Below are 17840 nucleotides of genomic sequence, written 5' to 3' on the forward strand. Positions count from 1 at the left end.
ACGGCTCACGCCTCCGCCTTGCCCGCCCCGGCCAGCGCCGCGACGCGCTCCACGCCGAACACGTACCCCTGCACCCCGCAGCCCGCGATGACCCCGTCGGCGCGCAGCGAGACGTAGGAGTGGTGCCGGAACGACTCACGCTGGTGGATGTTGGAGATGTGGACCTCCAGCACCGGCAGGCCGTCGCAGGTGTTGAGGGCGTCCAGGATCGCGACCGAGGTGTGCGAGTAGGCACCCGGGTTGATCACGATCCCGCAGTGGTTCAGCCGCGCCTCGTGAATCCAGTCGACCAGCTCGCCCTCGTGGTTGGACTGGCGGAAGTCGATCGTGCCGCCGTGCGCTGACGCGGCCTTGGCGCACAGGGCCTCGACGTCGGCGAGGGTGTCGGAGCCGTAGATCTCCGGCTGGCGCCGGCCGAGCAGGTTCAGATTCGGGCCGTTGAGGATCATGATCGGGGCGTGGGCCAGGGTGCGGGGCACGGTTCCTCCGGTCCGTCGAGGGTTGCGCGGCCCGGTACGGACCGCTGTTCAAGCCGGTCTATCACGGGGCGCGTACCGGTCTCGCCCCCGGCGCATCACGGTCGCTTGCCGAGGGCCCCGGGCCCTCCACGCGCCCCCGTAACCGGAGATCACGGTGGGTAGTTGACGCGGCATGCACGACGTACGCACCGTCAAGGCACCTTCCATGCCGCGCCTCGCGGCCGCCTCGCTCGCCGGCACGGCCATCGAGTTCTACGACTTCTTCGTCTACGGCACCGCGGCGGCCCTGATCCTGGGGCCGTTGTTCTTCCCGACCTTCTCCCCGATGGCCGGGACACTGGCCGCCTTTGCCACCTTCGGTGTCGGCTTCGTGGCCCGGCCGCTGGGATCGATCCTGTTCGGGCACATCGGCGACCGGCGCGGGCGACGGCCGGTCCTCGTCGCCTCCCTGCTGCTGACCGGGGCCTCCACGGTCGCCGTCGGCTGCGTGCCGACGTACGAATCGATCGGCGTGGTCGCTCCCCTGCTGCTTCTGGCCCTGCGTTTCCTCCAGGGGCTGGGGCTCGGTGGGGAGTGGGGTGGAGCGGTGCTGCTGGCCGTGGAGCATGCGCCGGCTCGGCGGCGAGTGCTGTGGTCGAGCTTCCCGCAAGTCGGGCCCGCGCTGGGGTTCCTGCTCGCCAACGGTGTGGTGCTGGGGCTGTCCGCGACGCTGACGGAGGCGCAGTTCGCCGCCTGGGGGTGGCGGGTGCCGTTCTGGGCCGCGGGGGTGCTGGCCGTCGCCGGGCTGTGGCTGCGGTCGTCTCTCGCCGAGAGCCCGAGCTTCCTCGAGATCGACGACCACGCGCGCATGCCGCTCGCCGAGGTCGTCCGCCACCACTGGCGGCTCCTCCTGCTGACCGGCGGCGGCCTCGCGATCGGCTACGCGATCTTCTACGCCGTGACGACCTGGTCCCTCGCCTACGGCACGGAGCGGCTCGGGGTGAGCCGCAGCGTCATGCTGACCTGCATCATGGGCGCGGTGCTCGTGAAGGGTGCTCTCACGCCGCTGGTGGCGCTGCTCGGTGACCGCTACGGCAGGCGCCCGCTGTGCCTGGCCGGGTGTGCGGCCGCGGCCCTGTGGATGTTCCCGATGGTCGCGCTCCTCGCCACCGGGGCACCGCTGCCGATGTTCCTCGGTTTCCTCGGGGCGATGCTCGCGTTCATCACGATGTTCGCTGTGATCGCTGCCTATCTGCCTGAGCTGTACGAGCCGCGGGTGCGCTGCACCGGCGCCGCGGTCGGCTACAACCTCGGCGGGGTTATCGGAGGAGCCCTCACACCGATCGTGGCGACGGCGCTCGCCGAGCAGGGCGGGCGGGTGCCGTGGGGTGTGGCCGCGTATCTGACGGTGATCGCGCTGTTCAGCCTGGGGTGTTTCGCGTTGCTGCCGGAGACACGCCCGGTGCGGGTGGGCACGGCCGCGGAGGCCGCTGTCGGGTGACTCGGCAGTACTGTCGCCCGGCGACGGCCTCGGGCACCGCTGCCGGATGACGCTCGGGTGCCGTCGCTCCTTCGCCGTACCCGGTCGGACGCACGTGTGTCTGACCGGGTACGCGTACTCACGGGTTGATCGCCAGCTCCAGGTAGGCCGCGAACAGCACCAGATGGACTCCGCCCTGGAGCGGCGTGGCCCGGCCCGGCACCACGGTCAGCGAGGCCACCACCACGGTCAGGGCCAGCAGCACCATGTGCGTGGCGCCGAGGCCGAGGACGAGCGGGCCGGAGAGCCACAACGACGCGAGTGCCACGGCGGGGATGGTCAGGCCGATGCTGGCCATGGCCGAACCGAGGGCGAGGTTCAGGCTGGTCTGCACGCGGTCGCGGCGGGCGGAACGCAGGGCGGCGATGGTCTCCGGGAGGAGGACCAGCAGGGCGATGATCACACCGACTACGGCGTGGTGGAGCCCGGCGGCCTCCACTCCCGACTCGATGGTGGGCGAGACGCCCTTGGCCAGGCCGACCACGCCCACCAGGGCCAGGCCGAGCAGAGCCAGGCTGATCCGGGCGGTGAGGGCGGTCGGCGCCTCGGCGTGCTCCTCGGCGGTGATGACCTCGCCGTGCCGCGTGATCGGCAGGAAGTAGTCCCGGTGCCGCACGGTCTGTGTGGTGACGAACAGGCCGTACAGGACGAGCGAGGACAGCGCCGCGAAGGTCAGCTGGACGGTGGAGAACTCCGGTCCCGGCTTGCTCGTGGTGAACGTGGGCAGGACCAGGCTGAGCGTGGCCAGGGTCGCGACGGTGGCGAGTGCGGCGCCGGTGCCCTCCGGGTTGAAGACGGCCGTGCCGTGCCGCAGCGAGGCGACGAGCAGGCACAGGCCGACGATGCCGTTGCAGGTGATCATCACGGCCGCGAAGACCGTGTCCCGGGCCAGGGTCGAGCTCTTGTCCCCGCCGTCGGCCATGAGGGTGACGATGAGCGCGACCTCGATGATCGTGACGGCGACGGCGAGCACGAGGGAACCGAACGGTTCACCGACCCGATGAGCCACCACTTCGGCGTGGTGCACAGCGGCCAGGACGGCTCCCGCGAGGACCAGGGTCACCAGGGCGACCACCGCGACCGGCAGATCCCGTCCCCAGGTCAGGACCAGCAGCACGACCGCCAGCAGGGGCACCAGGGTCGTCCACTGTGTCACGAACCGCCTGAGCCGAGCGATCATGACGCGATCGTCGCAGAAGGGCAGGGGCCCTGCACCCCGGTCGGGCCGGGCTCCCGCGAGCATCCTGAGGAGCTACTTGAGGTCACGCGCGTCCAGGAGGTCGCAGTTGGTGAACACCCGCTCGCCCGTGCTGAGCGCGTCCAGCCGCTGCGCCGTCGCGCTGGTGTCGGGGTCGTCATTGTTGCGCATGGCCTCCTCGTACGAGTCGAACTCGATCAGCGCCAGATAGCGGCTGGGCTTGTCCCGGTCCTTGAGCAGCAGCTGTGGGTCGGGCCGTTCCTGCGGTCGGCGTCGCGCCGGCCCGCCTCTTCGAGCACCTGCTGCATCTCTTCCAGACGCTCGGTCTCGAACTCGATGATCTGCACGAACTTCATGGCACCTCCAGCCGGCCACGGCGCCCCTGGGCCGGGGAACACGCTCAGGAAACAAGCAAGCACCGGGACCGGCGGTCGGCAATTCGCAGAGACCGGTCCCGGTGCTGGCTGTTCCTGTGCCCGACGCCGTCAGACGTCGACGCTGTCCTTCGGAGCGCTTCCGCTGTCGCCCTGCGCAGCCTCGGCCGCCGCCTGCTTCTTGGACGCCCGCAGGCTGGTGATCGTGGTGACGATCAGGACGGAGCAGATCACGCCGAGCGAGACCGGAATGCTGATCTCGGGGACGTGTACCCCGGACTCGTGCAGCGCGTGCAGCACCAGCTTCACGCCGATGAAGCCCAGGATGATCGACAGGCCGTAGCTGAGGTGGACCAGCTTCTTGAGCAGGCCGCCGATCAGGAAGTACAGCTGGCGCAGACCCATCAGGGCGAACGCGTTGGCCGTGAAGACGATGTACGGGTCCTGGGTCAGGCCGAAGATCGCGGGGATGGAGTCGAGGGCGAAGAGCACATCGGTGGTGCCGATGGCCAGCATCACGACCAGCATCGGGGTCATGACCCGCTTGCCGTTCTCCTCGATCCACAGCTTGGTGCCGTGGTACCGGTCCGCCACACCGAAGCGGCGCTCGGCGGCCTTGAGGAGCTTGTTCTCCTCGAACTCCTCGTCCTCCTCGTCGGCACGGGCCTCCTGGATGAGCTTCCAGGCGGTGTAGATGAGGAACGCGCCGAAGATGTAGAACACCCAGGCGAAGCTGGCGAGGATCGCCGCACCGGCTGCGATGAAGATCGCTCGCAGGACCAGGGCGATGAGAACACCGATCAGCAGCACGCGCTGCTGGTACTGCGAGGGCACTGCGAACTTCGCCATGATCAGGACGAAGACGAAGAGGTTGTCGACGCTGAGCGACTTCTCGGTGATGAAGCCGGCGAAGAACTCACCGGCGGGCTGGCCGCCCGCGAACAGGAGCAGGCCGAACCCGAAGAGCGCGGCCAGCACGATCCAGACGACCGTCCAGATCCCGGCTTCCTTGATAGACACGTCGTGCGGCTTGCGGCCGATGAAGAAGTCGACCGCGATGAGGGCGGCAAGGCCCACGATCGTCAGGACCCATAGGGTCACGGAAACATCCACTGCGCCTCCGGCAGTCGTAACGGCAAATGTCAGCGTCGTCGCTGCCGGAGGTCTCTTCCACCCAAGGATGGGCCGACGCCCCGGGATCTGGCCTGATCCGTATTGACGGGTACGCCGCAGCAGACAGGGAGTACTCCCCTCCGTGCCGTCAACAGTACCCAATCACCAAGAGAAGGTAAAGCGCTTGGCAAAAGAAAGGCCAAAATCCCTGATCAGAGGGCTTTACATGAACTTGGTGCGGGCGGCGGCCACCTGACTGAGCACCTGCTGGAGGACCTGACTGCCGGGCGGAACGAGCGCCGGCTCATACGTCCACGCATGACCGACCCACGGGTCGGCGAGGTGATCGTCGACCACCGGCGTCAGTCGCAGCAGCGAACGCCACAGGGGGTCGAGCAAAGGCCCGTAGCCGGAGGACTCCTCCCGGTCGGCCACCATCATCAGGTGGACGCCGAAGGCCGGGCCCTCGTCGGCGAGGTAGCGGAGCTGGTTCACGGCCCGGTCGTCGAAGCCGTGCGGGAAGTCGTTGACGATCAGGAGCTGCTGGGAGGTGTCGAAGCCGGGCGGCAGGGAGTCGGCGGCGCCGCCCCGGACCGCCATCTGCACCAGGTCGACCCGCTGGGTGAGCCGGCCCAGCACGTCCGCCACGCCTGCGGCTCCGCGCGCCGGCGGGGCCGCGAGCACGCCCGACTGCACAAGGGGCGCCAGTGGCTGCGCTCCGGAGCCCGCCGCGTCGATGACGTGGACGGTGAACTCGCCCGCCGGATAGACGGCGAGCAGCCGGGCCGCGTGCGCGACCGCCGTCTCCATGGCGAGACGGCTCATGGTGTGGGAATCGGTGAACGAGCCGTCGGACGATCCGGCCGCTCCGCTGTCGATCCACAGGCCCCGCTCCAGCGGCAGCCGGACCAGCATCGGGATGCGGATCCGGTCGGCCTCGGGAAGGTGGAGGTCGCCCAGGCGCAGGGCCATGGGGATCTCCATCGGCACCCGGTAGGCGTGCCACACCGGGTTGTCCCAGCGGGCGTACGCCGACGGCAGGGCCGGTTCCACGACGTCGGCCTCGGCGGCGAGCTGCGTCAGATCCCGGTCGAGGGCCTCCCGGGCCTGGGCGACGAGCTCGGCGTGCCGGGTCCGGGCCGCCTCGCGGGCGGCGTCGCCCTGCCCGCCGATCCGGCTGCGCGGGTCGGACAGGGCCTGCTCCAGCTCCTTGTCCATCCGCGACTCGGCGAAGTCGACGGCGCTGCGGTAGGCGGCGGTGGTGCGGGCCAGGTCCTCGAACATGCCCCACACCTGGTTGTAGAGCCGTTCCTCCATGGACCAGCCGGTGGCGTCGCCCGCCACGGGCTGGGCCGGCTGCCCGGGGGCGGCCGGGGGCGCAGTCGGCGGGGGCGGCGGCGGAGCGGCGTTCTGGCGGCGCGGGTGGCTGTAGTCGATCGGGTTGCCGGCCGTGGGCGCCGAGGGCTGGGTGACGGCGTTGGGGTCCGGGGCGGCGCCGGGGTACGACGGCTGTTGAGGGCCGGGCTGCCCGGGACCGCCGGATGTCTGACCGCCGTACGGGGACATCTGAGGGACGGGACCTGGCTGAGGCGCGGTGCCGCCCTGGTCCGGGCCGAGGGCGGGAGCCGCTGTCTGCCGGGAGCGGTCGCCGTCAGCCGTGCGGGGCGGAGGCGCCTGTACCGAGCGGGCCAGCCCTTGGGCCACCGCGTCGTCGATGCTGCCGGCGAGTTGCCGGGCCTGCGGCAGGCCCTGGTCGGTGAGGAGTTCGACGAGGCCGCCCGCGTAACCCTGGCCGACGGCACGCACCTTCCAGGCGCCCTGCCGACGGTAGAGCTCCAGGGCGACAACGGCCGACTCGGCCTCCAGCCCGGTGAGCGTGTAGCTGGCGACCTCCCCGCCGTCGAGACCGGTGACGGCGACGAAGGGGGCCGCCACGGCGCCGAACCGGACCGGTCCCGGCCCGCCGACGGGCAGGGCGAGCAGCACGCTCACGCGGTGGACGGCCTCCGGCACGGCGTCGAGATCCACCGCGAGACGGTGGTCGGCGGCGGCCTGCCGGGGGACCTCGAGACCCGGCTGGGTGGGTGCGCCCGGGTGGGCCACCCACTCCACGCCGTGGATCCGGCCGTTCTCGTCGCCGAGTGCGGCCACGGCCACGATCGGCGTACCGGCCGAGATCCGGATCTCGAGACGGGCCTGGGAGAGCGGGTGGTTCTGCCCCCGCACCAGCTCGGCCGTCATCGCCTTGGTCCCCCTGTGTCGTTGTGTGGAGTCGGGTGCTGCTCGCCGGGCCCCGCGACTCCGGGGCCCGGGTGCGCTCAGAGCACCGGCAGGATCGTCGGCATCAGGTCCTGGAACGTGCGGCCGTTGGCCGGGTTGCCCAGGGCCGTCATCGTCCAGCCCTGGCCGGAGCGGTGGACCTTGGCCATGATCTGGGCCGTGTACTGACCGCCGCCGGCGAGCGTGTAGCGGGCGAGCTCCTGGCCGTTGGTCTCGTCGACCAGACGGCAGAACGCGTTCTGCACTTCCTGGAAGGTCTGGCCCGTGAAGGAGTTCACGGTGAAGACGATCTGGTCGATGTGGACCGGGACCCGCGCGAGGTCGACGAGGATCGCCTCGTCGTCGCCGCCCTGGCCGACACCGCCCACGAGGTTGTCGCCGGTGTGGCGAACCGAGCCGTCGTCGCTCACCAGGTGGCGGAAGAAGACGACGTCGACCGGCTGCTTGTCCGCGAACAGGACGGCGGAGGCGTCGAGGTCGATCTCCCGCGTGCGCGAACCGAACAGGCCGCGCCGGGGAGCCGCCTGCCAGCCGAGACCCATGCGCACCGCGGTCAGACTGCCACCGTCGTTCTTCTGCAGACTGATGGCCTGACCCTTGGTCATGTTGACGGTCACGCGCTGATTCCCCTCTCGAACGTCCCCTGTTGCCGCGTGGTCGCGGTTGACCAGAACCCTACGCAGGGGCACTGACGGTGACGTACCCCGGTCCGCACTTTGTGTCGGTCTTGCAACACTGCGCGTACGCGGCACGCTGTCAGGCCAGACCCGCCTCCTTCATCTGGCGCAGTTCCTTCTTCATCTCGGAGACCTCGTCGCGCAGCCGGGCCGCGATCTCGAACTGAAGCTCCGCGGCGGCGGCCCGCATCCGCGCGGTCAGCTCCTCGATCTGCCCGGCCAGTTCGGCCGCGGGACGGTCGGTCGGCACGGTCTCCGCGGCCTTGCCCTTGCCCTTGGCGGACTTGGCGTTCCCGGCGGCCTTGCCGAGAGACGGCACGGGCGCCTTGGTGCCCCCTCCGTCCTTCTTGGCCTTGCGGTAACCCGAGCCGAGCAGCTGCTCGGTGTCGATGTCCTCGCGGGCGATCTGGGCGACGATGTCGTTGATCTTCTTGCGCAGCGGCTGGGGGTCGATGCCCCGCTCCGTGTTGTAGGCGATCTGCTTCTCGCGGCGCCGGTTGGTCTCCTCGATGGCCTTCTCCATCGCCGGGGTGATCTTGTCGGCGTACATGTGGACCTGACCGGAGACGTTGCGCGCGGCGCGGCCGATGGTCTGGATGAGGGACGTGCCGGAGCGCAGGAAGCCCTCCTTGTCCGCGTCCAGGATCGCCACCAGGGACACCTCGGGCAGGTCGAGGCCCTCACGCAGGAGGTTGATGCCGACCAGCACGTCGTACTCGCCGGCGCGCAGTTCACGCAGCAGTTCGACGCGGCGCAGGGTGTCGACGTCGCTGTGCAGATAGCGGACCTGGATGCCCAGCTCCAGGAAGTACTCCGTGAGGTCCTCGGCCATCTTCTTGGTGAGCGTGGTGACCAGGACGCGCTCGTCCTTCTCCGTGCGCAGCCGGATCTCGTGCACCAGGTCGTCGATCTGACCCTCGGTGGGCTTGACGACGACCTCGGGGTCGACGAGGCCGGTGGGGCGGATGATCTGCTCGACGAAGCCGTCCGAGCGGGACATCTCGTAGGTGCCCGGGGTGGCCGACAGGTAGACCGTCTGGCCGATGCGCTCCTGGAACTCCTCCCACTTCAGGGGGCGGTTGTCCAGGGCGGAGGGCAGCCGGAAGCCGTGGTCGACGAGGGTGCGCTTGCGGGAGGCGTCGCCCTCGTACATGGCGCCGATCTGCGGGACGGTGACGTGGGACTCGTCGATGACGAGGAGGAAGTCGTCCGGGAAGTAGTCCAGCAGGGTGTTGGGCGGGGAGCCGGGTGAGCGGCCGTCGAAGTGCATCGAGTAGTTCTCCACGCCGGAGCAGCTGCCGATCTGGCGCAGCATCTCGATGTCGTAGGTGGTCCGCATGCGCAGGCGCTGGGCCTCCAGCAGCTTGCCCTGCTTCTCCAGCTCCGTCAGGCGCTCCCCCAGCTCCTTCTCGATGTCGTTGACGGCCCGCTCCAGGCGCTCGGGACCCGCGACGTAGTGGGAGGCCGGGAAGACGTAGAGGTGCTCGTCGTCGCTGATGATCTCGCCGGTGAGCGGGTGCAGGGTGGACAGCGCCTCGATCTCGTCGCCGAACATCTCGATGCGGACGGCCAGCTCCTCGTAGACCGGGAAGATCTCGATGGTGTCGCCGCGCACGCGGAAGGTGCCGCGGGTGAAGGCCATGTCGTTGCGCGTGTACTGGATGTCCACGAAACGGCGCAGCAGCTCGTCGCGGTCGATCTCCTCGCCGACCTTGAGGGGGACCATGCGGTCCACGTACTCCTGCGGGGTGCCGAGGCCGTAGATGCAGGAGACCGAGGCGACCACGACGACGTCACGGCGGGTGAGCAGCGAGTTCGTCGCGGAGTGGCGCAGACGCTCGACCTCCTCGTTGATCGAGGAGTCCTTCTCGATGTAGGTGTCCGACTGCGGGACGTAGGCCTCGGGCTGGTAGTAGTCGTAGTACGAGACGAAGTACTCGACGGCGTTGTTCGGGAGCAGCTCGCGGAACTCGTTCGCCAGCTGGGCGGCCAGCGTCTTGTTCGGCGCCATGACGAGCGTGGGGCGCTGGAGCTTCTCGATCATCCACGCGGTGGTGGCGGACTTGCCGGTGCCGGTCGCGCCGAGCAGCACGACGTCCTTCTCGCCCGCCTCGACACGCCGGGCGAGGTCGGCGATGGCTGTCGGCTGGTCGCCGTTCGGCTGGTAGGGGCTGACGACCTCGAAGGGCGCCACCGTGCGTTCGATCTTTGAAACGGGCCGCATGGGTTCCACCGTACGACCCCCCACTGACAACGGGCTCTGATCAGCGATTCTGTGGGGTGCGGGCCCCCCGGTGCTCCACGGTGCGGCGGGGGCGGAACCGCAGGCGCTGGGCGGAGTGGCGGACGTGGGTGTGGGCGGGGATGCCGGGCTTGTGCTCGGCGGGGACGACCGTGGGCCTGCCCATGACCATCAGCGGGTCGAACATCACCACCACCCCCGCGAGAAGCAGGAAGGCGAGCGGGCCGATCAGCATGGGCGCGGGCAGTGTCGCGGGCGAGTTCCCCGTGGTGGGTTCGGCCGTGCCGTGCAGGTGGACGCTCAGGGCGGCCATGCCCGTGTAGTGCATGCCGCTGACTGCGAGCCCCATGACGAGGCTGGCGCCCACGCTCCACAGGAAGCCCCTGATTTGACCGGCGGCCCACAGGGCGGCGGTGGCGGCGCCCATGGCGATGGCGACGGATATGCCCACGGTGACGGTGTTGTACTCCAACTGTCCGTCCAGGCTCATGCTGGCCATGCCCAGGTAGTGCATCGACGCGATGCCCAGGCCGGTGATGGTGCCGCCGGTGAACAGGGCCGTACCACGCGCGCCCTTGTAGCCGACGATGAAGATCCCGATGCCCACCATGATGATCGCGACGGCCAGGCTGGCGAAGGTCATCGCCTTGTCGTAGTGGATCGGGGTGCCGCGCACGGTGAACCCCATCATGGCGACGAAGTGCATGGTCCATATGCCGGAGCCGATGGCGGCGGAACCGAGGGCGAGCCAGCCGGGGCGCCAGGACTGGGCGACGAGCATGGATCTCGTGGTGCACCGCAGGCCCAGTGCGCCGCCGAGGCAGGCCATGAAGTAGGCCACCAGGGGTGTGACCAGGCCGTAGCTGAATCCGTCGACCGTGCCCTGCATGCGCGGCTGTCCTTCCCGCCCTCGTACGTCCCGGAATTCCTGATGTGCGCCCCCTCCCAGGACCGCACGAGCGGTCAGGGTTGACGCAGAGAGTATGACCCCCACCGGAATGGTCGAACGACTTTCCGGCAAAGAAACACGGGCTTGCCGCAGTTGTGCGGTACCAGTGAGCGGAGTTGGGCGATCTCCGTTCAACGTGTGGCCATCCTGCACCCCTCTCGTGTTGACCCTCTGCTGTCACAGTTGTGCTGTCTGTGATGTCGCCGTTCGCTCGTCGCGAGGAGTACGCATGCACGCGCGCGCTGTTGCCGCCTCGACCACCGCACTCCTGGGGACCGCCGCTCTCCTGTTCCCCGTCTCCCCCGCGCACGCCGCGGATGAGGGCACGCCCCCGCTGGTCATCGGGCACCGGGGGGCCTCGGCGTACGCGCCCGAGAACACCCTGGCCTCCCTCGACCGAGCCGCGGAGCTGGGCATCCGCTGGGTGGAGAACGACGTGCAGCGGACGAGAGACGGAGAGCTGGTCGTCATCCACGACGACAACCTCCGGCGCACCACCGACGCCGAGGAGGTGTTTCCCGAGCGGGCCCCCTGGAAGGTGGAGGACTTCACCGCCGCGGAGATCGCCCGTCTGGACGCGGGCAGCTGGTTCGGTCCCGCGTACGCGGGCGTGCGCGTGCCCACCCTGGAGCAGTTCGTGGACCGCCTGGAGCGCAATCGTCAGAAGTTGCTCCTGGAGATCAAGAATCCGGAGCTGTACCCGGGCATCGAGCGGCAGACGCTGAAGGTCCTCGCCAACGAGGGCTGGCTCGACCGGTCGCACCTGACGGGCCGGCTGATCGTGCAGAGCTTCAGCGCGGACAGCGTACGGACGGTGCACGAGCTGAAGCCCGGCGTGAAGACGGGCCTCTTGGGGACGCCACGGGTGCCGGACCTGCTCGACTGCGCCGAGTTCGTCGATCAGATCAACCCTTCCTACAGCTCGCTCACCCCTGCATACGTGTCCTCCGTCCAGGCGTTCGACGGGCCGCACGGCAAGCCGATGAAGGTCTTCGCCTGGACGGTCGACGACGCGAAGACGGCCCGCCGGGTCGCCGGCTACGGGGTCGACGGCATCATCACGAACAGGCCGGACGTGGTGCGCAGGGCCGTGGGCGGCTGATCCGGCGTTCCGCCCCGGCGGCGTTGTCAGTGGCGGGTCCTACTGTGGTCGCATGGAGAGCCGGGAGCAGGTCGAGCCGCACGTCGTGTGGGCGGTCGTCGACAGCGGGATCGGGCCGTTGCTGTTGGCCGCGAGCCGGGGCGGGCTGGTCAACGTGGTGTTTCACGCCACGGCCGCGGTCCGGGACCGGGCCGTGGAGCGGCTGGCATCGCGGCTGGGCACCGAGCCCGTCGAGGCACCCGGCTCCCCGCTGCTGGCCGAGGCGATACGTCAGTTCGGGGCGTACTTCGCGGGTGAGCGGCGCTATTTCGACCTGCCTCTGGACTGGTCGCTGATCTCCGGCTTCAACCGGGCGGTCCTGCGCGAACTGGCGTCGGGCGTGCCGTACGGCCAGGTCGTCGGATACGGCGACCTGGCCGGGCGCGTCGGTCAGCCGGGCGCCGCCCAGGCCGTGGGGATGGCGATGGGCGCCAATCCGCTGCCGGTGGTGGTGCCCTGTCACCGGGTGGTGGAGAGCGACGGTGGCATCGGCGGTTTCGGGGGTGGCCTGGAGACCAAGCGGAAGTTGCTCGCCTTGGAAGGGGTGCTTCCCGAGCCGCTCTTCTGAAGCCACCGTGCAAGCCCAGTTCCGCGGCTCGGTCAGTCGTAGTGCCGGGCCTCGAAGACGTTGCCGTCCGGGTCCCGGAAGTAGAAGCTGCGCGTGGCCTTGCCCTGGGCGCCGAAGGAGCCGTGCGCGAGGTCCGACATCGGCACGGAGCGTTCTTCGAGACGGCTGAGGAGGGCGTCGAAGTCGCCGCGGGGCAACGACAGGCAGACGTGGTTGACCGGGTGCCCCGCACTGTCGGCGGAGCCGGGCAGCATCGTCATGCGTTCCGCGTAGCTCAGTGGCATGAGGTCGAGGATGGTCGCGTCGTTGACGCGCACGGAGGGGAACGGCGTCTCGCCCGCCGCGAATTCCGCGAGCCGGACCGCCTCCAGTCCGACGGCCTTCTCGTAGAAGTCGGCGGCGGCGAGCGGGTCGCGCACCCAGAGGACGACATGGTCGAGGCGTGGTGTGTGGTCGGTCATGCACCCCAGGCTCGTGACGACTCCGGCAGCCCGCAAGGGTTTGGCCCGGCCCGCCGGTCGCCAGAGATGAGGGAAGACGACTGACCGACTGACAGGAGGCAGGCGCGTGGTGCTGGTGGTGTCCGAGGAAGTGCGGGAGGCGATCGACGCGGGCCGGCCCGTCGTCGCCCTGGAGTCCACGATCATCGCGCACGGGCTGCCCCGGCCGCGCAACCTCCAGGTCGCGCTGGAGCTGGAGACGGCCGTACGACACGAGGGCGCGGTCCCGGCCACGATCGCCGTGCTGGACGGGCGCCCTCACGTCGGCCTGGACAAGGAGCAGCTGGAACGGGTCGCGAACGAGGACGGGATCCGCAAGCTCGGCCACCGTGACCTGCCGCTCGCGGTGGCGTCCGGGGCGAGCGGGGCGACCACGGTGTCGGCGACGGCGCTGCTGGCGGCGCTGGCGGGCGTACGGGTCTTCGCGACGGGTGGGCTCGGGGGGGTGCACCGGGAGTGGACGGCGACGCAGGACGAGTCGGCCGACCTGGGGCTGCTGGCGCGCACCCGCATCACGGTGGTGTGCGCCGGGGTGAAGTCGATCCTGGACGTGCCGGCGACCCTGCAGCGGCTGGAGACACTGGGGGTCGCCGTGGCCGGTTACGGCACCGGCCGGTTCCCCGGCTTCTACCTGTCGGACTCCGGGCATCCGGTGGACTGGACGCTGGAGACGCCGGGGCAGGTGGCGGACGTCATGCGGGCCCAGGACGCGCTCGACGGGCCGGAGTCGGCGCTGATCGTCGCCAACCCCGTGCCCGAGGACGAGCAGCTGGACCCGGACCTGCACGCGCAGGTGCTCGCGGAGGCGCTGCACGCGTGCGCGCAGGAGGGTGTCACCGGCCAGGCCGTCACTCCCTTCCTGCTCGACCACCTGGTGCGGCACACGGACGGCGCCTCCCTGAGCGCCAACCTGGCGGCGGTCCGGGGGAACGTACGCCTGGCGGCACGGATCGCGGCGGCCTGGGCCCGGGGATGACGGCGTCCGCCGGTGCGGGGCCGGGAGGCCGAACGGGCTCCGGGAGCACAGGTACCGAGGTGGGCCGGGGGCTGCTCGTCGTCGGGGACGTCATCACGGATGTCGTCGCGCGGCACCGGGGCCCGCTCGCGGCCGGCACGGACACGGCCGCCTCGATCCGGACGGTGGCCGGCGGGGCGGGCGCCAACGTGGCGTGCTGGGCGGCCCACCGGGGAGCGGCGGACGTACGGCTGCTCGGACGCGTCGGCGCGGATGCGGCGGCCTGGCACGAGCGGGAACTGGTCGCCCAGGGCGTGCGTCCGCACCTCGTCGTCGACCCGCTGGCGCCGACCGGCACGGTGATCTGCGTGGTCGACGCGGGCGCTGCAGCGGAACGGACGTTCCTCACCGACAGCGGCGCGTCGTCGCGACTCGGACCCGCCGACTGGTCGGACGCGCTGCTCGACGGCGTGGCCCGGCTGCACCTCTCGGGCTATCTGCTGTTCTCCGACACGAGCCGGGCCCTGGTCACGGTGGCCCTCGGAGCCGCACGCGCGCGGGGCGTGCCGGTGAGCCTGGACCCGGCTTCGGCCGGCTTCCTGGCGGAGCTGGGCGCCGAGCGGTTCCTCGAGCTCGTCGAGGGCGTGGACGTGCTGCTTCCCAGCCGGGACGAGGCGTGTCTGCTGACGGGGCTGGCGGACGCGGCCGTGGCGGCGGCCGAGCTGAGCCTGCGTGTGCCGCTGGTCGTCGCCAAGCAGGGCCATGAGGGGGCGCTCGTGGCCCGTTCGGGGAAGGTGAGCGCCCACGTCCCGGCCGTGCCCGCGACCGCACGGGACACCACGGGGGCGGGTGACGCCTTCACCGGGGCGTTCCTCGCCGCCCTGCTCGCGGGTGCCGGACCAAAGGACGCGGCCGCGGAGGGTTGCCGGGCGGGTGCGCGAGCGGTGGAGCAGGTGGGCGGCAGACCGCCCGTGCCGGGCTGACGAGCCCACCGGCTACTGCTCCTGCTTTCGCCCCCACGCCGAGATCATCGGTGCCGTCGTCAGATCGAGCACACCGGACGTGACGTTCACCAAGTGCCGGTCGATGTCCTGGTCCGTGGCGAGGCCGGCGCTGACGAGCTGGTCACGGATCTGGCGGATCGTGACGGACTCCAGGGCCGCGCAGGCCGGCGAGGCGAGAGGGAAGTAGGCATCGGCGTGGACCCGGGTCAGTCCGGCGTCGCGGAGCAGCCGCGGCAGGGTGCGGCCGCAGGGCAGGTCGGTCCCGCGGTCGGCGAGCAGTCGGCGGAAGCCCTGCCGCAGCCGGTTCGCCAGCTGCTGCTCGGGGCCGTGTTCGTCAGGGCAGAGAAGGGGCTGCAGCGCGGGGTCGGCGTCCTCGACGAGGAGGCGCCCGCCGGGACGCAGCGCCTTGGCCATGGACCGCAGCGCCCCTTCCCGGTCGGTCACGTGGACGAGGGCGAGGCGGGCGTGAACGAGGTCGAAGCCCTCCCCCGGCGGCTCCTGCGCGCCGAGGTCGTGGAGCCGCACCTCGACCGGCGGCCGGGCGGCGAGGGCGGGCCGAGAGGTGTCGGTGTGGGTCGCGACGACGCGTCCCGTCGGGCCGACCTTCTTGGCCAGCCAGGACACCACGGAGGTGCCGGCGCCGACCTCCCAGCACCGCCAGCCGGATCCGATGCCGAGCGCTTCGAGGTGCCGGAACGTCGTGGGGTCGAAGAGGGCGGCGAAGGCACTGAAGTGCTCGGCCGAATCGGTCTGCCGGTTGGCCAGGAGGTACCCGTCGGTTCGCGTCATGCGGCGATCATCCCATTTGTCCGACTTACCCTCGCTCGTCGACGCTCCGACGGGGAGCACCGCGTCGAATGCTTTCGTGGCGGAGAACCCTCGCTTGCGTGGCGGAGAACCATCGAGACCTCCGCACCAGAAGCCCAGCCGGACACGCGTCCGAACAGCTGCTTCCGCACGAGAACCGCCCGGTCCGGACGCGCGTCCATACGGCAGGGCCGCGGCGCCTTTCGTCCTTCGTCCACAGGCGGGAACCAAGCGGAACCAACCTTGTCCACAGGCTTACCCGCAGCTCACGCGGGCCTGGCAGACTGGCGGGCCAAGGCGCAGGAACGGCGCGAGAAGTTCCACGCAAGGAGAGCCGGATGTCCATGGCAGGCAATCTGCGGAAGGTCACGAGCCTCGGCGGGGTCGGTGGCCTTCGCAAGGTGGCTCGGCTGGCCCGGCGACGTCCGCGCGTCGATCTGAGTCACCCGGCCCGGTCCCCGCTGGGCTCCTCGGTGGTGAACTGTGTGACGTACCGGGACGGTGTCCGCACCTCCGCGCGCGGCGATCTGGTGGACACCGTGGAGCGGGTGCGCAAGAGCCGGGAGGGCTTCGTCTGGCTCGGTCTGCACGAGCCCACGGACCAGGAGTTCGCGGGCATCGCCGAGCTCTTCGACCTGCATCCGCTGGCCGTCGAGGACGCGATCGAGGCCCACCAGCGGCCCAAGCTGGAGCGCTACGGCGAGACGCTCTTCGCGGTGTTCAAGACGGTCTGCTACGTCGAGCACGAGGAGCTGACGGCCACCAGCGAGGTGGTGAACACCGGCGAGATCATGGTGTTCGTCGGCGCCGACTTCGTGATCACGGTGCGGCACGGCCGGCACGGCTCGCTGGGCCCGCTGCGCGAGGAGCTGGAGTCCGACCCAGGCCAGCTCGCCAAGGGCCCGTCGGCGGTGCTGCACGCCCTCGCGGACCATGTGGTGGACGACTACCTGACGGTCACGGACTCGGTGCAGGCGGACATCGACCAGGTCGAGACGGACGTGTTCTCGGAGGCCGGTGCGCGGGCCGATCCGGGGCGCATCTACCAGCTCAAGCGTGAACTGCTGGAGCTGAAGCGGGCGGTGGTGCCGCTCAGCCGGCCGCTGGAGGATCTCGCCACCCGGCCGATCCGGGCGGTCGATCCGGAGATACAGGCGTACTTCCGCGACGTCTCGGACCATCTGCTGCGGGCGAAGGAGCAGATCGCCGCCTTCGACGAACTGCTCAACTCCATCCTCCAGGCGCACCTCGCGCAGGTCACGGTCGCGCAGAACGAGGACATGCGGAAGATCACGGCGTGGGCCGCGATCGTCGCGGTGCCGACGATGGTCTGCGGCGTCTACGGCATGAACTTCGACCACATGCCGGAGCTGCACTGGCGGTACGGCTACGGCATGGTCATCGGCGTGATATCCGTCGCGTGCCTCGCCCTGTACCGGGGGTTCCGGCGCAGCGGCTGGCTCTGACACGGGCCGTGGCCTGCGAGGGCCCGAAAGGGCGTGTGCGGGGCCTGCCGGGTGATCCAGGCGGTCGGAGCATGACCGCCAGTGAATGCGGTCAGTGCGTGACCGTCAGTGAATGGGGTCAGTGCATGGCGGTCGTGGCGTAGACGCTCTCCGCCCAGGAGGCGATCTGGTCCTTCGCGAGATGCCGGGCCAGGTCGGCTTCGCTGATCATGCCGACCAGGCGCTTGTCCCGGATCACGGGCAGCCGGCGGATCTGGTGCTCCTGCATCTCGTGCAGCACCTCGCCGACATCGGCATCCGCGTCGATCCAGCGGGGCGTGCCCTTGGCCATCTCGCCCGCGGTGATCCTTGCGGGGTCGTGGCCCACGGCCACGCAGCCGACGACGATGTCGCGGTCGGTGAGGATGCCGCAGAGCCGCTCGTTCTCGTCACTGATGGGCAGGGCGCCGACATTGAGTTCGCGCATGAGCTGGGCTGCGCGGTCCAGTGTTTCGTGAGCGGGGATCCACTGGGCGCCACTGTGCATGATCTCTCCGGCGGTGGTCATGGAGTGCCTCCCGGGGCCGGA

17 protein-coding genes are annotated in these 17840 nt (G+C 70.5%); 6 read left to right on the forward strand and 11 right to left on the reverse strand.

The annotated features are described in order from the left end of the window. Positions 1-5: 5 nt before the first annotated feature. Positions 6-479, reverse strand: coding sequence for a type II 3-dehydroquinate dehydratase (gene aroQ / locus ACFCXS_RS12550; protein WP_376643229.1), 474 nt, complete (start codon positions 477-479; stop codon positions 6-8). Positions 480-651: 172 nt separating this feature from the next. On the opposite strand from aroQ, the gene ACFCXS_RS12555 reads away from it, so the two are divergent. Further along, positions 652-1959 carry an MFS transporter gene (locus ACFCXS_RS12555; RefSeq protein WP_376643230.1) on the forward strand — a complete coding sequence of 436 codons (1308 nt, stop codon included), beginning with the start codon at positions 652-654 and terminating at the stop codon, positions 1957-1959. A gap of 118 nt (positions 1960-2077) precedes the next feature. Here ACFCXS_RS12555 and ACFCXS_RS12560 read toward each other — a convergent pair whose 3' ends face one another. The 7 genes from ACFCXS_RS12560 to ACFCXS_RS12590 all read right to left on the reverse strand — a co-directional run bounded on the left by ACFCXS_RS12560 (position 2078) and on the right by ACFCXS_RS12590 (position 10771). Then, positions 2078-3178, reverse strand: a complete 1101-nt coding sequence (locus ACFCXS_RS12560) for a calcium:proton antiporter (protein ID WP_376643231.1) — start codon at positions 3176-3178, stop codon at positions 2078-2080. Positions 3179-3393: 215 nt separating this feature from the next. Beyond that, on the reverse strand, positions 3394-3552 hold the full coding sequence (locus ACFCXS_RS12565; protein ID WP_376643232.1) for a hypothetical protein: 159 nt from the start codon (positions 3550-3552) through the stop codon (positions 3394-3396). A 129-nt stretch (positions 3553-3681) separates the two neighbouring features. Then, entirely contained in the window at positions 3682-4683 is a 1002-nt protein-coding gene (locus ACFCXS_RS12570; RefSeq protein ID WP_376643233.1) for a TerC/Alx family metal homeostasis membrane protein, read from the reverse strand. Positions 4684-4905: 222 nt separating this feature from the next. Continuing rightward, positions 4906-6924, reverse strand: a complete 2019-nt coding sequence (locus ACFCXS_RS12575; RefSeq protein WP_376643234.1) for a TerD family protein — start codon at positions 6922-6924, stop codon at positions 4906-4908. 77 nt (positions 6925-7001) lie between these two features. Continuing rightward, the gene (locus ACFCXS_RS12580) at positions 7002-7580 is read right to left on the reverse strand and encodes a TerD family protein (RefSeq protein ID WP_376643235.1); all 579 of its coding nucleotides are present in this window, start codon (positions 7578-7580) and stop codon (positions 7002-7004) included. Between the two features lie 139 nt (positions 7581-7719). Further along, positions 7720-9864: an excinuclease ABC subunit UvrB gene (gene uvrB / locus ACFCXS_RS12585; RefSeq protein WP_376643236.1), complete on the reverse strand. Its 2145-nt coding sequence runs from the start codon at positions 9862-9864 to the stop codon at positions 7720-7722. A 40-nt stretch (positions 9865-9904) separates the two neighbouring features. Beyond that, a complete protein-coding gene (locus ACFCXS_RS12590) occupies positions 9905-10771 on the reverse strand; it encodes an MHYT domain-containing protein (protein ID WP_376643237.1) in 867 nt (288 codons plus the stop codon). Between the two features lie 289 nt (positions 10772-11060). Here ACFCXS_RS12590 and ACFCXS_RS12595 point away from each other — a divergent pair, with 289 nt between their 5' ends. Beyond that, complete coding sequence (locus tag ACFCXS_RS12595; protein WP_376643238.1) at positions 11061-11933, forward strand: glycerophosphodiester phosphodiesterase; 873 nt, start codon at positions 11061-11063, stop codon at positions 11931-11933. Between the two features lie 52 nt (positions 11934-11985). Then, positions 11986-12540, forward strand: a complete 555-nt coding sequence (locus tag ACFCXS_RS12600; RefSeq protein ID WP_376643239.1) for a methylated-DNA--[protein]-cysteine S-methyltransferase — start codon at positions 11986-11988, stop codon at positions 12538-12540. 32 nt (positions 12541-12572) lie between these two features. On the opposite strand, the gene ACFCXS_RS12605 is transcribed toward ACFCXS_RS12600, so the two are convergent. Beyond that, positions 12573-13001 carry a VOC family protein gene (locus ACFCXS_RS12605; RefSeq protein WP_376643240.1) on the reverse strand — a complete coding sequence of 143 codons (429 nt, stop codon included), beginning with the start codon at positions 12999-13001 and terminating at the stop codon, positions 12573-12575. 106 nt (positions 13002-13107) lie between these two features. Between ACFCXS_RS12605 and ACFCXS_RS12610 the strand changes: the two genes are divergently transcribed. After that, a complete protein-coding gene (locus ACFCXS_RS12610; protein ID WP_376643241.1) occupies positions 13108-14016 on the forward strand; it encodes a pseudouridine-5'-phosphate glycosidase in 909 nt (302 codons plus the stop codon). Beyond that, positions 14013-14978 (forward strand): carbohydrate kinase family protein, encoded by a 966-nt coding sequence (locus tag ACFCXS_RS12615; protein WP_376643242.1) that lies wholly within the window; start codon positions 14013-14015, stop codon positions 14976-14978. The genes ACFCXS_RS12610 and ACFCXS_RS12615 overlap by 4 nt, the downstream gene beginning before the upstream one ends. A gap of 12 nt (positions 14979-14990) precedes the next feature. On the opposite strand, the gene ACFCXS_RS12620 is transcribed toward ACFCXS_RS12615, so the two are convergent. Beyond that, complete coding sequence (locus tag ACFCXS_RS12620; protein ID WP_376643243.1) at positions 14991-15788, reverse strand: methyltransferase domain-containing protein; 798 nt, start codon at positions 15786-15788, stop codon at positions 14991-14993. Between the two features lie 356 nt (positions 15789-16144). Between ACFCXS_RS12620 and ACFCXS_RS12625 the strand changes: the two genes are divergently transcribed. After that, positions 16145-17272, forward strand: a complete 1128-nt coding sequence (locus ACFCXS_RS12625; RefSeq protein WP_376643244.1) for a magnesium and cobalt transport protein CorA — start codon at positions 16145-16147, stop codon at positions 17270-17272. Between the two features lie 118 nt (positions 17273-17390). On the opposite strand, the gene ACFCXS_RS12630 is transcribed toward ACFCXS_RS12625, so the two are convergent. Next, positions 17391-17819: a CBS domain-containing protein gene (locus ACFCXS_RS12630; RefSeq protein ID WP_376643245.1), complete on the reverse strand. Its 429-nt coding sequence runs from the start codon at positions 17817-17819 to the stop codon at positions 17391-17393. Positions 17820-17840: the final 21 nt, after the last annotated feature.

Source organism: Streptomyces sp. NPDC056373, assembly GCF_042262425.1.
In the GTDB taxonomy this organism is placed as follows: domain Bacteria; phylum Actinomycetota; class Actinomycetes; order Streptomycetales; family Streptomycetaceae; genus Streptomyces.